The 22,815-nt window shown below is 67.1% G+C and carries 18 protein-coding genes; 7 read left to right on the forward strand and 11 right to left on the reverse strand.

Annotation, left to right across the window (positions count from 1 at the left end; genetic code table 11):
* Position 1: 1 nt before the first annotated feature.
* From G6O69_RS11965 to G6O69_RS11995, 7 genes are all read right to left on the reverse strand, one after another.
* Positions 2-3,148 (reverse strand): efflux RND transporter permease subunit, encoded by a 3,147-nt coding sequence (locus tag G6O69_RS11965; RefSeq protein WP_172303641.1) that lies wholly within the window; start codon positions 3,146-3,148, stop codon positions 2-4.
* A gap of 20 nt (positions 3,149-3,168) precedes the next feature.
* Complete coding sequence (locus G6O69_RS11970; protein WP_172303642.1) at positions 3,169-4,158, reverse strand: efflux RND transporter periplasmic adaptor subunit; 990 nt, start codon at positions 4,156-4,158, stop codon at positions 3,169-3,171.
* Entirely contained in the window at positions 4,155-4,700 is a 546-nt protein-coding gene (locus G6O69_RS11975) for a TetR/AcrR family transcriptional regulator (RefSeq protein ID WP_172303643.1), read from the reverse strand. Before G6O69_RS11975 ends, G6O69_RS11970 begins: the two co-directional genes overlap by 4 nt.
* A 219-nt stretch (positions 4,701-4,919) precedes the next feature.
* Entirely contained in the window at positions 4,920-5,765 is an 846-nt protein-coding gene (locus tag G6O69_RS11980) for an ABC transporter ATP-binding protein (protein WP_172303644.1), read from the reverse strand.
* Positions 5,766-5,809: 44 nt separating this feature from the next.
* Positions 5,810-6,904: a hypothetical protein gene (locus G6O69_RS11985; protein WP_172303645.1), complete on the reverse strand. Its 1,095-nt coding sequence runs from the start codon at positions 6,902-6,904 to the stop codon at positions 5,810-5,812.
* A 134-nt stretch (positions 6,905-7,038) separates the two neighbouring features.
* Positions 7,039-8,106: an iron ABC transporter permease gene (locus tag G6O69_RS11990; RefSeq protein WP_172303646.1), complete on the reverse strand. Its 1,068-nt coding sequence runs from the start codon at positions 8,104-8,106 to the stop codon at positions 7,039-7,041.
* A complete protein-coding gene (locus G6O69_RS11995) occupies positions 8,103-9,173 on the reverse strand; it encodes an ABC transporter substrate-binding protein (protein ID WP_172303647.1) in 1,071 nt (356 codons plus the stop codon). The genes G6O69_RS11990 and G6O69_RS11995 overlap by 4 nt, the downstream gene beginning before the upstream one ends.
* 149 nt (positions 9,174-9,322) lie before the next feature.
* On the opposite strand from G6O69_RS11995, the gene G6O69_RS12000 reads away from it, so the two are divergent.
* Positions 9,323-10,372 carry a hypothetical protein gene (locus G6O69_RS12000; protein ID WP_172303648.1) on the forward strand — a complete coding sequence of 350 codons (1,050 nt, stop codon included), beginning with the start codon at positions 9,323-9,325 and terminating at the stop codon, positions 10,370-10,372.
* Entirely contained in the window at positions 10,372-10,800 is a 429-nt protein-coding gene (locus tag G6O69_RS12005; RefSeq protein WP_172303649.1) for a YchJ family metal-binding protein, read from the forward strand. The genes G6O69_RS12000 and G6O69_RS12005 overlap by 1 nt, the downstream gene beginning before the upstream one ends.
* 36 nt (positions 10,801-10,836) lie before the next feature.
* Here G6O69_RS12005 and G6O69_RS12010 read toward each other — a convergent pair whose 3' ends face one another.
* On the reverse strand, positions 10,837-11,580 hold the full coding sequence (locus G6O69_RS12010) for a DUF6709 family protein (RefSeq protein WP_172303650.1): 744 nt from the start codon (positions 11,578-11,580) through the stop codon (positions 10,837-10,839).
* A gap of 354 nt (positions 11,581-11,934) precedes the next feature.
* Between G6O69_RS12010 and G6O69_RS12015 the strand changes: the two genes are divergently transcribed.
* From G6O69_RS12015 to G6O69_RS12025, 3 genes are all read left to right on the forward strand, one after another.
* Positions 11,935-12,831 carry a crotonase/enoyl-CoA hydratase family protein gene (locus tag G6O69_RS12015; protein ID WP_172303651.1) on the forward strand — a complete coding sequence of 299 codons (897 nt, stop codon included), beginning with the start codon at positions 11,935-11,937 and terminating at the stop codon, positions 12,829-12,831.
* 147 nt (positions 12,832-12,978) lie between these two features.
* Positions 12,979-15,285 carry a hypothetical protein gene (locus G6O69_RS12020; protein ID WP_217909810.1) on the forward strand — a complete coding sequence of 769 codons (2,307 nt, stop codon included), beginning with the start codon at positions 12,979-12,981 and terminating at the stop codon, positions 15,283-15,285.
* Between the two features lie 77 nt (positions 15,286-15,362).
* A complete protein-coding gene (locus G6O69_RS12025) occupies positions 15,363-16,097 on the forward strand; it encodes a hypothetical protein (RefSeq protein WP_172303653.1) in 735 nt (244 codons plus the stop codon).
* Between the two features lie 147 nt (positions 16,098-16,244).
* On the opposite strand, the gene G6O69_RS12030 is transcribed toward G6O69_RS12025, so the two are convergent.
* The gene (locus G6O69_RS12030) at positions 16,245-17,036 is read right to left on the reverse strand and encodes a hypothetical protein (protein ID WP_176396783.1); all 792 of its coding nucleotides are present in this window, start codon (positions 17,034-17,036) and stop codon (positions 16,245-16,247) included.
* Between the two features lie 285 nt (positions 17,037-17,321).
* A complete protein-coding gene (locus tag G6O69_RS12035) occupies positions 17,322-18,275 on the reverse strand; it encodes a hypothetical protein (protein ID WP_217909811.1) in 954 nt (317 codons plus the stop codon).
* A gap of 4 nt (positions 18,276-18,279) precedes the next feature.
* On the opposite strand from G6O69_RS12035, the gene G6O69_RS39370 reads away from it, so the two are divergent.
* The gene (locus G6O69_RS39370; RefSeq protein ID WP_217909812.1) at positions 18,280-18,489 is read left to right on the forward strand and encodes a hypothetical protein; all 210 of its coding nucleotides are present in this window, start codon (positions 18,280-18,282) and stop codon (positions 18,487-18,489) included.
* 889 nt (positions 18,490-19,378) lie between these two features.
* The gene (locus G6O69_RS12040) at positions 19,379-21,115 is read left to right on the forward strand and encodes a hypothetical protein (protein WP_172303656.1); all 1,737 of its coding nucleotides are present in this window, start codon (positions 19,379-19,381) and stop codon (positions 21,113-21,115) included.
* Between the two features lie 812 nt (positions 21,116-21,927).
* Here G6O69_RS12040 and G6O69_RS12045 read toward each other — a convergent pair.
* Positions 21,928-22,815 carry a hypothetical protein gene (locus G6O69_RS12045; RefSeq protein WP_172303657.1) on the reverse strand — a complete coding sequence of 296 codons (888 nt, stop codon included), beginning with the start codon at positions 22,813-22,815 and terminating at the stop codon, positions 21,928-21,930.

Consider the following 22,815-nt stretch of genomic DNA (forward strand, 5'->3'; position numbering starts at 1 on the left):
ATCAGGACGCGTCGGGCGAGGTCTCGCTCGAGACCTCGCCCGACGCCTCGGTCGTGGACTTGGGCTTGCCGCCGAGCTGCACCCACACCCCCGAGAGCCGCGCGATGGTCCGCTCGGAGATCAGGTAGACCGCGGGGATCACCACCAAGGTCAGCAGCGTCGAGGTGATCATCCCGCCGATCACACACACGGCCATGGACGAGCGGGTCTCGCCGCCCTCGGACAGGGCCAGGGCGATGGGCAGCATGCCGAACACCGTGGCCGCGGCGGTCATGAGGATCGGGCGCAGGCGGACCTTGCCGGCGCGGACCAGGGCGTCGCTCAGCTCGACGCCCTGCTCGCGCTCGGCGTTGGCGAAGTCGACGAGCAAGATCGCGGCCTTGGTGACCAGCCCCATCAACATGATCACGCCGATGAAGCTGAAGATGTTGAGGGTCTGGTCGGTCAGCCAGATCAGCCCGAAGGCGCCGATCACCGACAGCGGCAGCGAGATCATGATGACCAGCGGCTGACTGAGGCTGTTGAACTGCGCCGCGAGGATCATGTAGACGAGCACGCCGGCCAGGCCGAGCACGCCGACCATGGCCACGAAGGACTCCTCCATCATCTCGGCGTTGCCGAGCCAGCCGGTGTTGAACTCCTCGGGCACGACCTCGGCGGCCTTGGCCTCGACCAGCTTCTTGGCGTCGCCCAGGGGCATGCCGTCGAGGTCGGCGAGCACGATGATCTGGCGCTGGCGAGACTGACGCTCGATCTCGCTGGGCCCGGTGGTCTCGACGATGTTGACCACGTTCGACAGGTCGACGAGCTGGCCGGTGGTCGAGCGCAAGGTGATGCCGTCGAGGTTGCGCAGCGTGTCGCGGCGCTCGATCGGCAGCTGGACGACGATGTCGTAGACCTCGCCCTCGTCCTTGAGGGTGCCGATCGGGTCGGCGGCCATCAGGCTGCGCAGGCCGGCGGCGATCTGGGCCACGGGCACCCCGAGGTCGGCAGCGCGCTCGCGGTCGATCTCGATGGCGAGCTCGGGCTTGCCGCCCGAGAACGAGGTGTCGACGTCGACGAAGCCCTCGACCGAGCGCATGTAGGCGGCGAGCTCGTCGGCGGCGTGGACCATGGCGTCCATGTCGTTGCCGCGGATCGTGAACTGCAAGGCCTGCTGGCGGAAGCCGTCGCCGCCGAAGGGGTCGATCTTCTCGACCTTGACCTCGACGCCGGCCTCGGCGAGGTCGCCCAGGCGCGCGCGGACCCAGGTCATGCCGGCCAGCTGCGGCCAGCCGCGGGCGTGGGGGCCGTCGAGCGAGACGTTGATCCGCGCCTGGTTGACCGGCGAGCTGCCGCTGCCGATGGTCGTGAAGGTGTCGCGGACGCCGGGGAGGTTCTCGCGGATGTCCGCCGACACGGCGCGCGCGGTCTCCTGGGTGGCCTCGATCGAGGTCCCCGTGGGCATCTCGATGGTGACCGCGAACTCCGAGCGGTCCTCGGGCGGGATGAACTCACCGGGCACCTGGGTGACGACCAGGACCGAGAGCACCAAGGTCGCGAGCGCGGCGAAGATCGTCAGCCAGGGGAAGCGCAGGGCCTTGCGGACCAGCCACGCGTAGGCGTCCTCGAGGCCGGTGAAGGCGCTGTCGAACCACCGCGCGAGGATGAACTTTTGCCCGCTCGACTCGTGGGTCTGCTTCATCATCCGGCCCGCGAGCATCGGGGTCAGGGTGAAGCTGACGAGCATCGAGATCAGCACCGCCGCCGAGACCGTGAGGCCGAACTCGTAGAAGAAGCGGCCGATGATCCCGGACATGTAGGCCACGGGCACGAACACCGCGACGATCGACAAGGTCGTGGCGATGACCGCGAAGGCGATCTCGTTGGTCGCCTCGCGGGCCGCCTGCATGCGCGGCTTGCCCATCTCGAGGTGGCGGAAGATGTTCTCGATCACCACGATCGCGTCGTCGACGAGGATGCCGATCGACAGCGAGAGCGCGAGCATGGTCACGTTGTTGAGCGTGAAGCCCATCGCGTCCATGAACGCGAAGGTGCCGATCACCGAGGTCGGGATCGCCAGCGCCGAGATGAAGGTGGTGCGCAGGTCGTGGAGGAACACGAACATGATCAGCACCGTGAGCCCGGCGCCGATCAGCAGGTCGAGCTGGACGTCGGCGATCGACCGGCGGATGAAGCTCGAGTTGTCGCTGGGGATCGAGTAGGTGATGCCGAGCTCCTCGAGCCGCGGCCCGAGCACCTCGAGGCGCTCGTGCAGCCCGTCGGAGATCGAGATCGTGTTGCCGCCGGACTTCTTGCGCACGACCAGGGCGAGGCCCGACTGGCCGTTGAGCGCGCTGACCGAGCGGGCCTCCTCGACGCCGTCGACGACCTCGGCGACGTCGCGGATGTGGATCGCCGCGCCGCCGACCCCGGTGATCACCAGGTCCGAGATCTCCTCGACGGAGCGGACCTCGCCGCGGGTGGTCACGGTCAGCTCGCGCGAGCCCTCGGTGACGTGGCCCGCGGGCATGTCGAGGCTCTGGGCCTGGAGCGCCTGGGACACGTCGTCGACGGCCAGGCCGTAGCTGGCGAGCTTGGCCGGGTCGACCTCGATGCGGATCTGCCGCTCGCGCCCGCCGATGATCTCGATCTCGCCGACGCCGGGGATCTGCTGGAGGTCCTGCTTGACGAGCTTGTCGGCGACGCGGGTGAGCTCGGCCGGGGGCAGGTTCGAGGCCAGGGCGATCGAGGCGACCGGCGCGGCGCCGGTGTCGAAGCGCTGGATCACCGGCGGGTCGATGCCCGGCGGGAGGTCGCGCTCGACCACCGAGATCTTGTCGCGGACCTCCTGGAGGGCCTGGTCCGAGGGCACCTCGAGCTCGAACTCGACGACGATCATCGACACGCCCTCGAGGTTGCGCGAGGTCATGCGCTTGATGCCGCTGATGCCCTGGAGGACCTCCTCGATCGGCTCGGCGACCTTCGACTCCATGGTCGTGGGGTCGGCGCCCGGGTAGACGACCGTGGCCGTGACCACGGGGAAGTCGACGGAGGGGTAGAGGTCGACGCCGAGGCGCGGGTAGGCAAAGAAGCCGAACACGACCAGGGCCATGATCAGCATGGCCGCGAACACCGGCCGCTTGACGGATACGTCGACGAGCTTCACTTCAGGCTCTTTGCTCGGTCTCAGACCGGGTCTTGGTCGGCCTCGCGCTCGGCCATGGCCGTGGGCTTGGAGGCTGGATCTTTGCTGGCTTGGGCGTCGTTGGCTTGGGCGTCGCTGGCCGCGGCCTGCTTGCGCGGGAGCCCGACCTCGACGGACATGCCCGCCTTGATGCGCATGTCGGGGTTTTGAACGTCGATGATCAGCTCGATGGTCCGGGTGTGCGGGTCGACGGCGTTGCCGATGCGCGTGACCGGGACCTCGCGGGTGTCGTCGAGGGCCGGGAGGTACACGCTGACCGAGGAGCCGACGTCGATCTCGCGCAGCTTGAGCTCGGGCACGCGCACGCGGACCTCGACCACGGAGAGGTCGTCGATGACCAACACCGTCGTCGGCGGGGCCATGGTCGCGAGCTCGCCGACGCTCTTGTACTTGGAGGTCACGACCCCGGAGATCGGCGACTTGACCAGCAGGTCCGCGGTCCGGGCCTTGGCGATGCCGAGCGCCGCCTTGGCCTGCTTGACGCCGGCCTCGGCCGCCTCGACGCCGGCCTCGGCGCGCTCGAGGTTGGCCGCGCCCACGGAGCCGCGCTGGGCGAGCTTGGCGGTGCGCTCGGCCTCGCGCTGGGCGTCGGCGAGCTGGAGCTCGGCGCCGGCGAGGGCCGCGTTGGCCTGGGCGACGCCGAGCTTGACGGCGGAGCCCTCGATGCGAAACAGGCGGTCGCCAGCCTCGACGCGGTCGCCCTCCTCGACCTCGATGCTCGAGATCACCCCGGTCATCTGCGGGGCGAGCTCGACGTGGTGCTTGGCCTTGACGCTGCCGATCCACCGGTGGCTGCCGGACTCGACGGCCTCGGTGGCCGCGCGCTGCGAGGCGCTGGGCAGGGGGATCTCGGCGCGGGCGGGGGCGCTGTCGCCCTTGGCGTCGGGCAGCCCAGCGCCCTCTTCGCCGCGGTCGCAGGCCGCCAGGCACGAGAGCGCGGCTGCCAGCGCGATGGTTCGCGTCGTGTTCATCGGGATGTGGCTCCGTTCAAGAAGAGTTCCATGATCGTGTCGACCTGGCCGCGCAGCTTCGTCTGGCAGCCGTTCTCGATCCAGCGCAGGATCACGCCGTTGAGCAGCCCGCCAAAGGCGATGGCCAGGGTCTCGGAGGGGAAGTCTTCGCGCAGCTGGTCCTGGGCCTCGGCGACGGTCGCCAAGATGATCTCGAAGAGCTCGCGGCGAAAGACCTCGTCGGCCTCGCTGGTGCGGTATTGGGCGAGGGTCGCCCCCACCTGTAGATGAATCAAAAAGGCCGCCCCGCGCTCCTCGAGGAAGTCGAGGATGACGGCAGCGAGGGCGCGCAGGCGCTCGATTGGATCGGGGACCTCCGAGAGCTTGGTCAAGGACGCGCGCAGGTGGACGCGACCGTCCTCGAGGATGGACAAGAAGATGTCCTCTTTGCTCGAGAAGTAGTTGTAGAGCGTGCCGGTGGCCACGCCGGCGGCGCTGGCGATGTCGGTGATCTTCGTGTCGTGATAGCCAGCCTGGCCAAAGATCTGCAACGCGGCATCCATGATCGCCCGTCGATAGACAGCACGACTCTCTTCACGCACGGATTTGCGTGGCCCCTTAACGGCTCGTGTACGCGACATCGAACTTCGAGTTCATGATATGAATCATGATTCATGTCAAGAAAACATGGGTATCAATTTTAAAAGTCTAATAAAAACAAATGCTTGCACCCTGTGCCTCATTGAACGGTGTTAGCCATGGGTCACGCGAGTGGATCAAGTTCACTCTGCGAAATCTCGATTCACCACCTCGGCATACACGGGGTCACGAGTGACGAGTGGGGAAAAGCCGAGCCTGTCACCAATCAGCTCTACACCCACACCAAAGACCTCTTGAAGGCGCGCTGGGGTCAAGACGGCCTTGGCCTCGCCCTGCACGTGACCGCCCTGTTCGTCTGCGCGCAGGAGCAGCGCGCGATCACCATAGCGGCGGGCCTGGTCGAGCTCGTGCAGGGAGAGCAGCAGCGCGTGGCCCGACGCGGCGAGGCTGCGGGTGAGCTCGAGCAGCTCGAGGGCGTGGCCGACATCGAGGGCGGTGGTTGGCTCGTCGAGCAGGAGGATCGGCGCGTCGGTGGCCAGCAAGCGAGCGAGGAGCACGCGCTGGCGCTCGCCACCGCTGAGGGTCTGGAGGGCTCTGTCGGCGAGCTCGCTCGCGCCGACGCGGGCGAGGGCCGCGGCCACGGCGTGGCGGTCCTCGGCGCGTGGCCCTGCCAGGACCGAGAGGTGCGGCGTGCGGCCGAGCATCACCAGCTGCTCGGCGGTCATGCTCCAGGGCAGCTCGGTGCGCTGGGGGAGCCAGGCGATGGCGCGGGCGCGGGCGCGGGCGCGGAGCTCGGCGAGAGGGCGCGGGCCGAGCCGGACGCTGCCCTCGCTGGGCGGGTGCAGCCCCAAGAGCGTGCGCATCAGCGTGGTCTTCCCGCTGCCATTGGGGCCGACGAGGACCGTGACGCTGCCCGGCTCGAGGCGCAGATCCAGGCCACGAAAAAGCCAACGCCCTGCGCGCTCGTTGGAGCGGGGCAGGGCGTAGCCGAGACCTTCGGCGCGCAGCTCGGTCGTCTCGCGGCTCACGTTGGCAGTTTGGGGCCAGCGCGGGCCCCATGCCACGAGAAATCTCAGAACAGACCGATGTGGGCGTCGTCGCTCTCGTTCTCGATGCCGATGTCGGGGGCCGGGAGGCCGAGCTCCTCGGCAGCGGCGATGGCCTCGAACTTGATCGGGTTGACGACCTCGACGGGCTCGCCGCGGCACAGGTTCTCGACGACCTTGCCCACGGTCCAGCGCCCGATGTTGGTGATGCGAGGGACGCCGGAGGAGAAGTCGAGGCTGTCCTCGAGCTCGCGGGCGTCGGCGAGGCGAATCTCGCCGTGGGGCCCGAGCAGCATCTGCGCGGTCTCCATCACCCGGGAGAGCACATGGTTCCAGGCGTCGAGGGTGCTCTCGTCGGTGTCGTCGATGATGTCGAGGCCGACGGGGAGGTTCTCGATGCGATCGAGGACCTCGTTGATCAGCTCGCCACGCAGCAGCCGACCGTGCTGAGGCGCGATGACCTCGGGGAAGGGATCGAGGGCGCGGATGCGCTGGACCACCGGACGCAGCGCGCGGTTGGAGGGCATGTAGAGCTGATGGAAGGCTCGCATGCCTCGCCAGTCGCTCTCGTCGGCCCAGATCCCGTGGGCGCCGAGCTCGGTCAGCCCGCCAAAGAGGTCACCGGAGAAGAGCACCCGGGTCTGCGGGTCGTAGAGCATGACCGCGCCGCGGAAGTGACAAAAGGGGCTGGGCACGGGGAGCAGCAGCTGGCCGGTGCCCAGGCGCATGCCGTGGGGGAAGCGATCGAGGTCGACGAAGTTCTCGCGCGGCAAGTTGAGGTGGATGACCAGGCGCCAGGTCGCCTCGGAGCACAAGATCGAAGCCTTGGGCGCGAAGCGATTGATCAGCGTGGGGGTCGAGGTGCCGACGTCCGGATCTTGGTGGTTGATGAAGATCGCCGAGAGCCGCCGCAGGTTGCCGAGGATCGAGGTCACCTTTGCGCTGACCACCGCGAAGTCCGAGCTCGAGCCGGGGTCGATCAACAAGCTCACCTGCTTGCTGCCGTCATCGGATCGAAACAGGCGCAAGTAGGGGTTGGCGAAGAAAATGGAATTGGTGTCGCGCTTGCCGACCCAGTAGGTGTCGGGAGCAATCTCTACGGTGTCGATGACCTCGGACATGAACTCAGTGCCTATGCGCGAAAACCTCGAGTCTGTACAGACCGCTGATGCGCATCTTTTTCAGGTGTTTTCAAAGGGAGAGTGGTGTAAGTCGCAACCGCGCTATTTGCGAGAACCCCATGGTGGCACCCGGTTCAGATGCCTTGTTCTGGCGTCTGGCGCCGCAGCAGCCATAGAAAAAAGAGGCCACCGAGCAGGCTGGTCAAGGCACCGGGGGGGAGAAAGGTCGGCGTCGACGCGCGGCTCAAGGTGTCTACACCGAGCATCAGCGCGGCGCCAGTGAGCATGCTGGCCGGCAGGAGTCGCCCGTGATCGGCGCTTCCTACCCAGGGCAGGCTGCGTGCGAGATGCGGCACGATCAGGCCGACGAAGCCGATCACGCCGACCGCGGCGGTACTCGTGCCCACGAGTAGGCCCACGAGCAGCGCTGCACCGACGCGCAGCCGCCCGGGATCCACGCCCAGGCTCGCCGCCGTCTCCTCGCCGAGAGCCATCGCGTCGAGCGGCCGATGCAGGGTCCACGCACCGAGCATCCCCACGCTCAGCGGGAGGACCGCGGCGCGCAGGTGGGGAAAGCCGCGCCCGTCGAAGCTGCCCAGGGTCCACGCCATTGCCTTTTGCGCGAGGGTGGGACGATCGAGGAAGAGCGCGAGGAGCAGCGTCCCCAGGGCGCCGGCGAGGGCGTTGAGGGCGACGCCGGTGAGCAGCAGCTGCGCGAGGTCCCGGCGCCTGGCGGTCAGCGCGAAGAGCAGCGCGAGCATCACGACGGCGCCGATGCCCGCGAGCGCCGGCGTGGCCCACAGCGCGCGCTCGTCGAGGCCGAGGACGAAGCCCAGCATCACCGCCGCCGCGGAGCCCGTGGAGATCCCCAGCACGCCGGGGCTGGCGAGGGGGTTGCGAAAGAGGCCCTGGGTCAGGGCGCCGGCGCTGCCCAGGCCCGCGCCGACGAGCAGCGCGAGTAGCACTCGGGGCAGGCGGAGCTCCCACAAGATCGCCTCGGTTCGAAACGCCAGCGGGCGGCCGCTGAGCTTGGCAGCGAAGGCCGTGAGGATCTCGGCGAAGGAGATCTCTCCGGGGCCCACGCCGAGCGCGGCGACCACGGCCAGGGTGAGAAAGAGCGCGAGGCCGATGCCCGCGAGGATGACGCGGCGCCTCGCGGGTGCCGGCTCGACTGCGCCCGCGCTCGCAGGCTCGGCGCTCATCCCTGGTCCGCCTCGGCGTCAGCAGCTTCGTCGGCGGCCGACCCCGACCCCGACCCCGAACCCGATCCGGGCTCGGGGGGGGCATCGAGCAGCGCGGCTTGGAGCTGCTCGGCGAGCGCGAGCATGCCCTCGCCGACGCTGGCGAGCACGGGCGCCTCCACGGGGATCACTCGTCCGGCCGTCACCGCTGCCATGTGGCGCAGCCCCGGCTGGTCCGCGAGGGCCTCGCGGGCGTCGGCGCAGCCTCGCTCCTCACAGCTGATCACCAGCCACGTCGGGTTCCAGCTGACGACCTGCTCGACGTCGACGCGCTGGTGGCCCTCGATGCCCTCGCTGGCCGCGAGGTTGCGAAAGCCGGCGGCCGTGGCCGCGTCGTCGAAGGTCGTCGACGCGCCGGGGACCATCACGGCGGACCAGCACAGCACGCTGGGGCGGGCGGCGGGCGGCGGGCGGCGGGCCTCGAGGGCAGCCACGCGCCCGTCGAAGCGCTCGCGCAGCTCGGCGGCTTCGTCTTCCAGGACGAGGGCCGCCCCGATCTGCGCGAGGTTGTCGCGGTAGCCGTCGAAGCCCGAGAAGTCGTCGAGGGTCAGCAGCGTCACGTGGTCCTCGACGGCCGCGCGATAGACCGGATCGCTGAAGCTGGCGAGGATCACCAGCTCGGGGGCGAGGGCGAGCAGCTCCTCGGGGTTGGTGCCCAGGCGCGGCGTGGCCTCGGGCCAGCGCCCGGCGACCTGGGAGTAGCGGGGATCGTCGACGAGCGGGCTGAGCCCGACCACGCGGCCGCGGGCCGCGGGGCCCAGGGCCCACAGGATCTCGTCGGAGAGCACCGTCCGCGAGGCCACGCGCGTGGGCGCCTTCCCCTCGAGCGCGCGCGTGCGCTCGCTCGAACCCGAAGAAGTGGTGGCCTGCGAGGGCGCTCCTTCGCGCTGGCAGGCCGCCAAGGTGAGGCTCGAGCCGAGCAGCGCGGCGAGGCCCGTGGCAGCCGCGAGGCTGGTCCGCGAAGCGCAGCCGAGCCGCGCGCAGACAGGCGTGGAGGAGGGCTGCGAGGTGTCGGCGGAGCTGGCCACAGGGCGTATCAGGGCGTGTCTGGGCGTGTCTGGGCGTGTCTGGGCGTCGCTGGCGCTCGTGGCCCACACAGCGCGGCGAGGCGCGTGACAGCCTCGCCCGCCCCCCCGCGGTCGTCAAGCCACGGGCGGAGCTGCTAAAAATCGTCTTGGTGAATCGCCTTGCCTTGCTCCTTGGCCTCACGCTCACCGCGAGCGCGTGCCAGCTCAACGGCGCCCAGACCAGGGGCGCGTACGACATCCGCGAGGGTCAGGTCGTCGCCGAGACCCGCCCGACCCCGCTCTACACCGCGCACTTCGTCATCCGAGGCATGGTCGCCGACGCCGACAACCTCTACGTCAGCGGCCTGCGCTTCGCCGACACCGGCGAGGGTGAAGGCGAAAAAGAGGGCGCGGGCGAGCCCACGGGCGTGATCGTCAAGATCCCCTTCCTCGGCGTGCCCGAGACCCTCGCCGAGGGCGCCTTCGTGCCCATGACCAACCTCGAGCTGATCGACGGCTGGCTCTACTGGCACGAGCGCCACGACTCCCCCGACGGCCGCGGCCTGCGAGCGCTGAGCACCGACGGCGAGCACTTCGAGCGCATCAGCGAGATCTCCGGGCACAGCTGGAGCATCCAGCCCGACTTCGTCTACTTCACCCGCCCCGACGACGAGATCGACGAGGGCGGCTTCTACGTGCTCGCCCGCGACGGCGAGTCCAAGCCCAAGCTCGTCGCCCGCCGGCGCGGCGTCGTCCGCTCGCTGCTCGCCAGCGCTGACGGCTCCAAGCTCTACTGGATCACCCGCCAGCGCCGCGACGGCACCTGGGGCGTCTACGAGTGGGACGGCAAGCGCTCGGGCAAGGAGCTCCTGCGCAGCGACGAGACCTTTGCGAGCATCGCCGTCGACGGCGACGACTTCCTGTGGGTGACCTGGGACGAGGACGAGGGCGAGCCCCTGCACAGCCTCTACCGCCGCCCGATCGCCGGCGGCGACACCCAGGTCCTGACCCGCAAGCGCGGCCTGCCCGGCTTCATGGAGGTCTTCGCCGACGACAGCCACATCTACCTGACCACCGTGCGCGGCGGCGAGCTGCGTCGCCTGCCCAAGGCCGGCGGCGAGATCGAGATCCTCGCTGGCTCCGGCGACCGCGAGGTGACCAGCAACCGCTTCAACCTGTTTTGGGTCGACGACCAGCAGGTCTACTGGCGGGGCAAGTGATGGCGATCTCGGCTGGCGCGGCCTGCCCCTGCGGCTCCGGGCGCAAGTACAAGCGCTGCTGTCGGCCGCTGCACGAGGGCAAGGCGGCCAAGAACCCCGAGGCGCTGATGCGCTCGCGCTACAGCGCCTACGCCCTGGGCCTGGTCGAGTACATCCTCGCGACCACGCACCCGGACAGCCCGCTGGCGAAGCGGGACAAGCTGGTCTGGGTGGGCGAGGTCGCGAGCTTTTGCCAGGGGACGCGCTTCGAAGGGCTCGAGGTCCGCGAGGCGTCGGCGGAGGGGGCTCGCGGGATGGTGGCGTTCTTCGTGCGCTTGTCTGCGCAGGGGCGAGATACTTCGTTTGGGGAGCGGAGCGTGTTCTTTCGGGTCGGGGGGCGGTGGCTCTATCACTCCGGGGAGCTGCTCGAGAGCCGCGACCTCCGATGAGATCCATCGCGAGGTCGCGCTTCGATGAACAGGGCGCTACTGGTCGTCCTGACCCGACTCGCGACGCTGGCTCAGCAGCTTCTGGGAGGCTGCCAGCGCCTTGCGAGTCGCGTCGACGGTCTGTCCGGCCGTCATGCGCAGCGCGGCCCCGGGCAGGGCTGCGGGTCCGCGCTCGAGCTCGCCGAGAGCCGCGAGCGCGTCGATGTCTCGGATGACCTGATCCGCGTCGTCGGACCAGGCTTTGTCGAGGGCCTCGTCGTAGCCGACCAGCATGCCCTCAGGGTTGCGTTGCTTGCAGCACAGGAGCTGGTTGTCGCAGTCGCTGCTGCTCGACGGGATCCGGTAGCGCTCACCGTTGCGCAGGGCCAGGTACACCTCGTGGCTGCTGCGCACGTGGAGGACCCCATATTTGCGGTGTTCGGTCTTCTTGGCGTAGGCCCAGACGATCCAGTCGATGGGGATGATCGCATAATTCGCCCAGTGTTCGACGAGCACGAAGTTCGGCAGGAATGTCGCGCTGCCGTGGCGTTCGCGCTTGGCCTCTGCGAGCTCGACCACCAGCGTCTCGGTGAGCGCTGGGGAGAGCTCGTGGTCCCGCAATCTCGTGATCGCGTCGTGCTGCTGCGGTCGGAGCATGGAGCGGACGCTGTCCCAGAGCAGCGCGAGGGTGACTAGCACGGCGAGCCACCCGATGATCTCGAGTGGCCACCACAGCTCGACCAGCGCCGAGCTCGGGAACCAGCGCGAGGTGATGAGCAGATAGAGGAGACCCGCGAGCACGGCCACGCCGGTCAGTGAGGCGTTGCGCGCGGCTCTAACGAGGGATGCTCGGACGTCGTGGGGGAGTCGGATTTTGAATGAGGATGTCACGCACGGGAGAGTACATGGCCACCAGGTCTTCGTCATGGTCGAGGCGGAGAAAAGAGAGGAACATCGTCGCGCGTGGAGAGGGTCCCTGGCTCGACATCGAGGCGGTGACCCGCGATCGCAAGGTGTGGCACGAGGTCGCGCGGGCGGGTCCCACACAGCTCGCCCATTGGACGTCGACTGGTTTCGACTCACTTCACGAACTTCACTTGAAAGCCCAGCCGTCGATCCGTAACTTTGGTGAAGTTCGAGATGAAGGAGACGTGCATGTCCGACGAACTCGTGAAGTATCGAAAAGACGGGGCGATCGCCACGATCACCCTCAACCGCCCGGAGAAGTACAACACCTTGCGCTTCGAGATGCTCGATGAGCTCGACGCGGCCCTCGGCGACGCGAACCGTGACGGGGCCATCAAGGTCATCGTGCTTCAGGGCGCTGGCGACAGCTTCTGCGGAGGCTTCGACTTCTCGGGTGGACTCGAGCACTACCCTGGGATCACCGAGGCCGGCTACGACCCCGGCGTGGATCATCACATGGTGACCAATCGATATACGAGCTACATCACCACATTCATGGGGTTGTGGCGAGGCTCGAAGCCGACGATCGCCAAGGTCCATGGCTGGGCTGTGGGCGGTGGCTCGGAGCTGGCGCTCGCCGCCGACATCGTCGTCGCCGCGGACTCGGCTCGCTTTGGGACGCCATACTCGCGGGTCTGGGGCTGCCACCTGACCGGCATGTGGATCTATCGCCTGGGTCTGGCGAAGGCCAAGTACTACGCCCTCACGGGCGAGTGGGTCAGCGGCAAGCAGGCCGTGGACATGGAGCTCATCAACTTCTCCTATCCGCTCGAAGCGCTCGACCAAAAGGTGGACGAGCTGGCGCAGAAGCTGGCCAAGATCCCGCTCACGCAGCTCGTCTCCATGAAGCTGATCGTCAACCAGGCCTACGACAACATGGGCCTGCAGAGCACCCAGACCCTCGGGCCGATCCTCGACGGCGCCATGCGCAACACCATCGAGGGCCGGGCCTTCGTGCGCAAGGCCATGGACGAGGGGGTGAAGGCGGCGGTGATCGAGCGCGATGGGCCGTTTGGCGACTACAGCCAGGGGGCGGCGGAGGACCAGCCGCGCAAGCGCAGCGAGCTGGGCCTGCCCTCGCTTTGACGCGCTCGGGGCCCTCGCTCCTCGTCGCTGGTTCGGCGCGGCACCGTAGGTCTGAAAAAAGGGGGGATGACGTGAAGGATCTGCGGGCGAGGGACATTTCAGCCTCAGATGTCACGACCGCGGTCTCTTCACTTTGGGCGCTCTGTCTTGGGTCTGTTCGTCTTGGCTGGGCTCGCGGCCTGTGGCCCCCACCCAGGCGAGGATGACGCTGGTGAGGGCATGGGCGGCGAGGAGGGGAGTGACGACGCGGGTGTGGACACAGACACCTCCGGAGAGTCGACGGGCGAGGAGGAGACGGGCGGGGAGGAGACGGGGACGGGCGGAGAAGAGACGGAGACGGGGACGGGAGAGGAGACGGAGACGGGAGAGGAGACGGAGACGGGAGAGGAGACGGAGACGGGGACTGGAGAGGAGACGGGAGAGGAGACGGGGACTGGCGGGGAGACGGGGACTGGCGAGGAGACGGGCGGAGAGGAGACGGAGACGGGCGGAGAGGAGACGGAGACGGGCGGTGGCAATGGCTTCGATCCGCTCTGCGGCGAGTGGTATGCGCTCAAGACCCGCGCCTACGGCCTCGACCACGTGTGGACCGACGGCCTCGACGTGATCGCCCTCGGCGAGGGCGACATCGTCGCGCGTGGTGAGGGCCCCTGGCTCGACATCGAGGCGGCGACCAGCGATCGCCTGCTGTTTCGCAGCGATGACGTGTGGGGCCCGGCGGTCGACGGCCACTGGGTGCTCGGCCAGATCTCCAGCGCCTCACCTGGCGTGTTTCACAGCGACGGCAGCGAGCTCACGCAGGTGCTGGAATTTCCCGGGGTCCCGGGCGACAGCGGTCAGATGGAGCCGCGCGAGCTCGCCGGCTCGGGGCCCGATGACGTGTGGGCCGTGGCCGTCGCCGACTGCAACTCCTTCACCTGCTCCGAAGAGCCCGACTGCACCTGCAACTCGGAGCCGGCGGTGGCGGTGCACTTTGACGGCGTCGAGTGGTCCGAGGTCGAGGTGCCGATCCTGATCCAGGCGCTGTGGACCGACGGGGTCACGACCTGGGCTGCGGGAGGCCGCGACGACTCGCCCTGGTTGACGCCAACCGGCGGTCAGGTGGCGCGCTTCGACGGCGTGGACTGGGAGACGCTGGAGATCGACGACATGCCAGCGCTCTACGCCGTGTGGGCCGCCGACGCCGACGAGGCCTGGGTCGGCGGCGAGTCCGGGACGCTGCGTCACTTCGCGCAGGGCCTGTGGACCAGCCACGACCTCGCGACGACGGCGCGCGTCGTCAAGCTCGACGGGCGCTCGGCGAGCGAGGTCTGGGCCCTCGACGCGGACGGGAACATCCACGCCTGGGACGGCGCGCAGTGGACCACCGCCTTCGCGCTGCCTCAGGCTCGGGACTTCGCCGTGCTCGATGACGGGCTGGTGGTGGTCGGCGAAGAGGGCGGGCACTGGATCGCCCACGTCGACACGAGCAACGCCACGGTCACGCCGATCTACACCCGCGACGGAAGCTTCTGGCCGCAGACCATGGTCGTCGACGACATGGGCTCGGCGGTGGCCAGCAACTACAGCGCGAGCGCCGGCGAGGTGGGGAGCCGGCGCTGGGACGGCGAGGACTGGACGTCCACCTATCCGGAGGTCGTCAACGGCTTCAGCCATCTGCGCGGCGCCGTGGATCAAGGCTGGGGTGCCCGCTACGCCAACCCGGACTGGAGCCCGGACCCTGCCCCGGAGGACGATCACCTCCACCGCATCGTCGACGGCGTGCCCGAGGGTGTGGCGCTACCGGCGGACAACCTGGCAATCGGCGAGGCCGAGCAGCTCAGCTTGGGGGGCGAGGCGCAGCTGTGGATCGGCGGGCGCACGCACAGCGTGGACGACGTCGAGGCCTTCCTCTACGCCCGCGTGGGGGATCAGTGGATCGATCGTCTGCCGCCGGTGTCCTCGGATGTCTACGACGTCGAGGCCATCACCGCGGCCGAGGGCGTGGTCTATACCAGCTACCTGCCGGATGGGCTGTGGCGCTTCGACGCGGGGGCGGAGACCTGGGAGTCGCTGCCCACTCCGCCCTTCAGCAGCACCACCGCGCTCGAGGCGACCGGCGCCAACGAGCTGTGGGTCGCGGGCTACGTCAGCCAGGCCACGGGCCGTCGCCTCTACCGCTGGGACGGCGTGAGCTGGGAGGCCGCGGCCGATCTCTACCCGGAGATCGCCGAGGGGGACGACTGGTGGACCTTGAAGGCCAACCGCGCCGACGACATGTGGATGCTCGGCTCGACCTTCTTCGAGCCCGAGGACCTCGCTCACTGGGACGGGGAGGACTGGACGATGATCGACACGCCGGCGCTGCTGCATGGCTGGTCGGAGCGGCAGAGCATGCTGCTCGAGCCGGCGGACGATGGGGTGTTCATCCACGATGGGGTTCGCTTGTGGCGCTACGAGCTGTGCCCCAACTGAGCCGAAGCTCATCGCTCGGGGCCACCAGTAGCGCGCCAAGGGAGGCTCTCTTGCATCCTCCTCGTCCGAGGGGGAGCATGAGCACGCCGACGACACGGCCCGAAGTCGCCGTCGTCAGCGGAGGAACCATCTCCAGCCAACATCAGCTCCCAAACGGCCCCAAGGTCGGCTTCCTCGACGCGGACTACTTTCGTGGGCTGTCTGCCCCGATGCGCGCGCGCCTCGAGCACGTCGGCGTCCCAAACATGCGCTCGGTCGCGGAGCTGCGCCTGTCGACGGAGGGCATGACCGAGGGCGAGCTCGAGTCGGCGTTCGACTACCACGACATGTCGGTCGAGCATGGTGCGCCCCTGGACGTGGTCTGGACGGCCTACACCAGCACAGATCCGCGCGCCGGCTGGGACGGCGACGGGATCGCGTATGCCTTCGCCTACTCGCGCGCCACGAAGGCGCTCTACCTGCGCGCGAGCGACGGTGTTCCACCGCAGCAGGAGGGGACGGGCTTTTATCTCGACCTGAAGGTGTTTGGGTTGTTCGAGATGGCGGTTGGTGTGGAGATCTCTCGGGTCGATGCATTGGCGAAGGTCATCGAATTTACCTATCTCGCTGGGGGGAACACACGTGGGAGGCAGCGGATGAGCTTTCGTGAGGTCGGCGGGGAGACGGTGATTCGGCACGAGACATGGTTTCGCTGTGAGGGGCGGATTCGGGGGTGGCTCTATCCGGCGGGGCATGCTCGCACGGTGGCGGCCTTTCATGGGAACGTGGCGCGGGCTGGTGGGCTTGGGTTGGGATCCAAGGCCCGCGGTTGACTCAGCGCCCGGCGCAGGATGACTGGCCCGAGTCGGGGAGCTTCTCCGAGCCGAAATCACCCCGGCCCGAGTTGCTCGGCGATCAGGGGGTCTCGACGGGGACTGATCCACACGACGCGGAAGCGCATTGGTCTTGCAGTTTAGGGGCTACGGGACCGGGTGGCCCCAGAAGTAGCGCTGGCCGGGCGTATAACGCTCGATCTCGCCAGACTCCACGAAGGACTCCAGCGCCGCGACGATCTCGAGGCGGCGGGGTTCGCCTGCGTAGAAGAAGGGGCGGCAGTCCATCCCAGTCCATGTTTCGAGACGGTGGCGCAGGGGGAGGTAGCCTCCGATGCCGCGCTCTCCCTGCTTGGCGGCTGTGAGCAGGCTAGAGACGACCTTCGAGACGCTCAGCGGCTCGGCTTTCCACACGAAGGCGTCGTCGCCGAACTTGGCTCGCAAGGTTTCATAGGCGTCGGTCACCAGTCCGGGGAAGGGCGCCGGGTCCTCCAGGGCCTCGCGGGCCCGCCTCGCCCTGCTTTCGAGCAGCCAGACCATTCCCGGCGAATCATCGGGGGTGGGAGCGCGCTCAGGAGGCTTGGTGTCCTGAATCCCGACTTGATTGGCGATCTCTCCAAGCTCGGGTTCGAGGATGTCGGAGAGCCCAAAGCCAATCGTCTCGAGTTCGTGAATGGTATCGCCACGTTTCCATGCCTCGAGCATGGCTGGGACCAAAGACAGTTGCCCCACGAACTCGGCAGCCTGAGCCGCGTAGTAGCGTTCGTCGGGGTCCTCGCTCTCGAGGGCCTCGCGCACGACCGGAAGCTCCGCCGAGGGGGCCACGCTCGCGTAGACGAGGATCGAGACCCGGTTGAGCGCAAATGGCTCGTCATCGTGAAAGAAGGGTCGCAAGAGCCGAGCGTGACGATGATCGCCGTGCTTGGCCCGTTCGGTCACGGCCGCCAGGACAATCCATGGGTTCGTCGAATGGAGCGCCGCGTCTGACAGGAGGTCGAAGTCAGGCGCATGATTCCAATTCAGGCCGTTCCCGTGCCAGTCGAAACAGCCATGGAGGAAAGGAGGAATTCTTTCTGATGACTTCATCTGTCGAGTTCTCCAAATCGGCAGGTCGCTTGCTCAGGCCGTGGGCTTTTTGATGATGTATGCCACAGCTGGTACTTGGTGTGGATTCGTTCTCAGTCGCTGCCACGGAGTCGCGTTCGCCGTGACGTAGGTGGGGCATCAGCTCAGCTGCAGGTAGCGGCCGAGGACGCGGGTCACGAAGCGTTTGCCAAAGGTCTCGCGGGAGACGAGCGCGCGGATCCTCGCTCGCGTCTCCTCGACGACGCCCGCATGTTCGGCGGCCTTCATGGTGTGGGAGTAGGCGGCGAGCACATCGGCGCCGGTGATCTCGTAGCCAAAGCCATCCACCAGCCAGCGCAGCGCAGCCATGCCGGCCTCGAGCGCGAAGGTCGGGTTCTTCTCCTCGAAGTCCCGCGCCGCCCGTGTCAGAGTCTGCGGCGAGCACGGTGTCCGATTGGCGAGCACGATGGCCTCGTCAAAGAGCTTCGCTGACTTCGCTGCGGCGAACCACTTGCCTTCGTCGCCGGGCGTGTTCGCCACCAGATCGGCCAGCACCTCGGCCTTCGACTTGTGGGGGTACTTCTTGGCTACGGCGCGGAACCACGCGAGGTAGGTGCCGGCCTGGTTGGCGACGAGCCCGTACTTCACGTAGGCCTCCTCGGCGAGCCCGGAGGAGAGCAGCACCTCCTCGCAGGCCCGCGCGATGGCAACGGGGCTGTCGTTCAGCCCGCGACCCTCCTCGGCGTAGCGGATGGCTTCGGCCTTGCGGCCCATCGCCGCGAGGGCCTTCACACCATACATCCGGTAGTGCCACATCTTGTACGGCGCCATGTCGAGCAGCTCGAGCAGCTCCTCGTGGCGGCCGGCTACGAGGAGCGCGCTCAGGCAGTTCGTGGTGCCCTCGAAGTAGCCTCGCAGAGCGGGGTCGGGGTTCCACGCCAGCTTGCACGTCTCGATGAGCTCGTCCGCCCAGTGGGACGCGACCTCGGGACTTGCACAGAGCTCGCCCCAGTGGTCTCCAAGCGACTCGAGGTAGGGGATGTCGTCGTCCTGGTAGGCTTTCCACAGCCGTTCGAGCCACTTCGCCCGCGTGCCATCGTCGGCCGGTGCCACGGCAATGACCTCCACCAGCGCGGCGATGGCGTTGTTCACCGCCGCGCCGATGGCTCCCGACGAGCTGTCGACCTGCTCGATGGCGGGCGAGACTTTCTCGAGGAAGAGCACTGCCCCCTCTGCGGCGAGGAGCGGGTTCTTGCGCGCTTCCTTTTTGATCTCGGAGACTGCCTCCTTGATCCGCTTGATCGCCGGCTGCGACTTCCATCCGTAGGCACCCCGACGGAAGCGAGGGAGGAAGGTCCATTTGTGTGCTGGGGCTTTGGCCATCAGGTCCTCTGGAGCGCATACTAGCGAAGCCGCGCTTGGAGTCGATTTTGTCGTGCGAGTTCTGGTCATGCCACGTCGCAGAGAGCAGCCTGGGCCTGGTGGCGTTCCCCGTGCCCCCGTGCGATCGTCGCCGAGATGCGTCCTGCCACTGTGATCGCGCTCGCGTTTGGCCTGCTCGGGTGCAGAGCCGCGCCCGAGGCCACTTCCCCTGTTTCCTCGGTGCCCGCGCAGATCGACGAAGGTGAGGAGACCCGGCGCTACCCCGGCGTCCACGCGAGTGCGCTGCGGATCCATGAACACCAGGTCGTCGCGCTTGGCCGGACGCGGACGCCCACAGCCGACGCAGGCGTGGCGTGGGTCGCGGGCTTCGACCTCGACGGACTGATGCAGTGGTCGGCGACCCACGACAACGACGGCCCCGGCTGGGCCGAAGATCTTCACGCGAGCCCGACTGACCTCTACGTGTTCGGGCGCAGCGCAGCCAGCCGGGCTTGGCTGTGGCGACTCGACCCCAGCGGGCACGAGCGCGGATTTGCACGGTTCGAGACCGGCGCCGTGCTGTCCTTCGAGATGAGCGCCCGCGCGGTCAGCTTGCTCCTTACCCGTGGCGCCAAGCCGATCTCCGAGGCTGGCCGCGTGAACTTGACCTGGCTGCATTGGAATCACACCGAGGCCTCGCCACGTATCGTCGAGACCTGGATCGAGACCAGACGAGCGAGCTCGACGCGCTCGAGTGCGACGTCATCGATTCTCTGCAGCTGCGCTGTGATGGGGATTTGTGGTCGCTCGCTGAGGACCCGGGCCCAGGTATTCACGCTCTCGAGCTCGACTATGTGTCCGAAGATGGCAACACCGTCGAGCCGGATTGGCTCGACTCGCCCGCAGGTCTCGAGCTCGATCCGAACACCCCCATGGCGCTCGAGCTTGGCTCGAGCGCGCTGCTCGCGGTCCAGTTGCCCCCAAGTGGCACACGCGAGACCAGCCTCGTGTTGAAGTCGGCAAGGGAGGACCAGCGCGCGGCAGCCGAGACCGCGCTCGAGGTCGAGGTCGAGGTCACGCGCGAGGCCAGTCGAGACCCGGAGGGGCCGTGGCCGTGGCTCGAGCCCCTCGTCGATCCTGCCACGCTGTCGCCGATCAGGCAGGCCGAGCTCGGTGCATGGCTGCTCGACGGGGCTGAGATGTGTGACCCTGTCGAGATCTCGCCCATCTGCGCCGATCGTGTCGTCGCGTGGCCCCGGCCTCCCTATCGAGATCTCGACGATCCATGCTGGAAGCTTGGTCGCGCGATCGAAGTCGCCGATGCGAGCGCGAGCACAGCCCTCGAAGCCAACCTCGACGCCTGGCTGGGCCTGATCGAGGCAAGCGACTTTCGCCCTCGCGGGGCCTACTACAGCGGCTACGAGGTCGAGTGGACCCCGCGAGAAGAGTTGTTTGCGATCCTGACTCTCAGCCTTCCTCCCCGAACGATCCTTCCGGCCCTGGTCCTCGATATCGACGCCGATTTCCAGACACCACTCGACGCGATCGCCGAGCTTCACGGACTCCCGGCGGCCGAGGCCGAGGCCATCGCCCGCACCTTGCTCGAGTCTTTGCGAAGCGACTACAGCCGCTGCGAGGAGGTCGTCGCCCTCGCTGAGCTACTCGACGAGATCGGGGCCGCTCCGCCACGCTGGCAGGCCGAACTCGACGATGAGTGCGACATCTTGTTCGTGATGTGCACCGAGCTGCAGGATGATCTCGCCGATCTCGTGGTCGACCCGGCGGGGTTCACCGTCACCGAGACCTGCGCCAGCGACCGTCCGAGCGATTCCGAGACCGCCGAGGCCTGGGGCGTCGAGGTTTGCACGCCGTCGAGCGGGCGCTTCAAAACATTCGAGTTTGGCGAGTATTCTGGCATCTCGCCTGTCGTCGCGGCCAGCTGTGGGACTGACGAGGTTCTGACAGAGCAAGTCTACAGCTGCGGTGTGCATGGTGAGTTCGCAGTCCACACCTTTCGCTCGACCATCGATACCAACCAAGCGCTCCTGCGCCCTCGGCAGCGTAGCAACGGGCGTTGCGATCGTCGCTCTCGAGAACCTCGCGCAGCATGGAGAGGTCCTCCGAGGCCGCGACGCTGGCGCAGACGAGTAGCGACACCCGGCTCAGCGCGAACGGCTCGTCAAGATGAAAGAAGGGCTGAAGCCGCCGAGCGTGATGATGGTCGCCGTGCTTGGCCCGTTCGGTCACGGCGGCCAGGACGATCCAGGGATTCGTCGAGTGGAGCGCCGTATCCGATAGAAGATCGAACTCGGGCGCATGATTCCAGTTCAGGCCGTTCTCCCGCCAGTCGAAGCAGCCATAGAGGAACGAGGGGATCTACATGTTCGCGCTCAATCGGGGATTGGGTGGCCCCAAAAATATCGCTGTCCCTCGACAAAGCGCTGGCTTCGGGGGCTATCGAGGAAGTCTCCGACGACTGCCATCGCCTCCAGTGGACGGAAATTTGGTATGTCATCATCAGTATAGAAGTCGCGGCACGAGATTCCTGTATTGGCCTCGAACACCATGCGCTCAAAAATCGTACGAGGTGAGTCCTCGCCCGCGCGAGCGTGGAGCAGCATTTGCTTGGCGAGACGCCGCACAGAAAAAGGAGCGCCGCCGAGAACAAACCGTGCAGAAGGTTCTACTCGCGCCGCAATTTCTCGAACACCTCGTTCATAGCCCGCATAGTCAATGTAGTCTTGCTCGAATGGAGGCGGGTACTGGGGGTCGGGAACAGACTGTGCTCCTCGATGGACCAACCCCGGCTCATCCTCCCATACGTTGGAGAGGTTGAGAGGCACCTCACCCTGCACTGTATCGTCCTGGGTCCTGGCGTACCAGGCGAGCACGGTGTCGAGGTGGAGCGGACTCAGAGTCCCGCAGAGGATTTCACAGTATTGACGGACTAACTCGGGATAGTTTGCAAGTACTTCGTCAGGGTAGACTTTTTGCAAGAGTCCCATGGCGGACATGGGAGCGGCATGGGCGAACAAGATCCCGACGTCCAGCGCCACAAGCAGGTCGTCATGTTGAACATATGTATCGATTAGCGCTGAAAAAACGTCAAAGTCACCTGCCCGAAGGCGAAGCAGCGCACATGAAAGCACGATCCAGGGGTTTGATGATCGCAGATTCTTGCGGTCACCAAGACCGTTCGGTGGCGGCGCCGAAAAATGGAAGCCATAACCCGTTGGATCGAAAGTAGAATCGCAGTATTCAGGAGGATGGTACATGGCCACTGCCGGGACTGAAGGAAAGTCTGAAGCGTCTCGATCGAACTCGGGCGCATGGTTCCAGTGCAGGCCATTCTCGCGCTAATCGAAGCACCCGTGAAGAAGAGAGGGAAGCGACACCTTCGCGCTCAATCAGGAATCCGATGACCGAAGAAGTACCGGACATCTCCCTCAAATCGTTGACTTCTCGGGTCGTGAAGGAAGTCCTCCAGAGTCGCCGCGGCCTCGAGCGGACGGAATTTGACGTCGTCGTCATTCGTGAACCACTCACGGCACGAAATCCCCGTATTGGCCTCGAAGATCATGCGCTCATGGTGAGTTCGGGTGGAGTCTTTCCCAGTCCGAGCGTCTGCGAGCATGTGTTTCGCCAGACCGACGACCGAGAAGGGTTCATCGCGGAACCAGAAGTGCGCCGCGCTGGCTTTCGCGGCATGCTCTCGCACGAGCTTCTCGTAGCTGTCATAGTCACGCATGTTCTGCTCGAAGGGAGGCGGGTATTGCGGATCTGGAATCAGCTGGGGTCCTTCGTGGATGGGACCATCCGTGCTCTCCCACACGTGCGACAACCACCACGCAACCTCGACGCGCACCCAGCCCTCGTGGCCGCGCTTGCGGTACCAGTAGAGAACCTCATCGAGGTAGCACGGACTCATCGTATGACACAGGACTTGGCAGTAGTCGGAGATACGTTGAGGAGGATAGGTCTCGAGCTTCGAGGCAGGCCAGGCGCGCCGGAACAACTCGACTTCGGACAGCGGTGCCGCGTGGGAAAACAAGGTCCCAACGTTGAGCGCGAACAGGAGATCATCGTATCGAAGAAGCAAGTCGGCGATGGCCGGAAATACATCGAATTGGCCGCGCTGGAGTCGAGAGAGCGCACAGGACAAGCCAAACCACGGATTCGGATCCCGAAGGTAGCGGGGCTCAGCGATGTCCTCCGGCGTGTCGGGCCCGAGGAAAAACCCCGAACCGCGGTTGACAAGAGCGTCGCCAAAAAAGGACGGAATTTCGGCCAT

The sequence above is a fragment of the Pseudenhygromyxa sp. WMMC2535 genome (assembly GCF_011083025.2).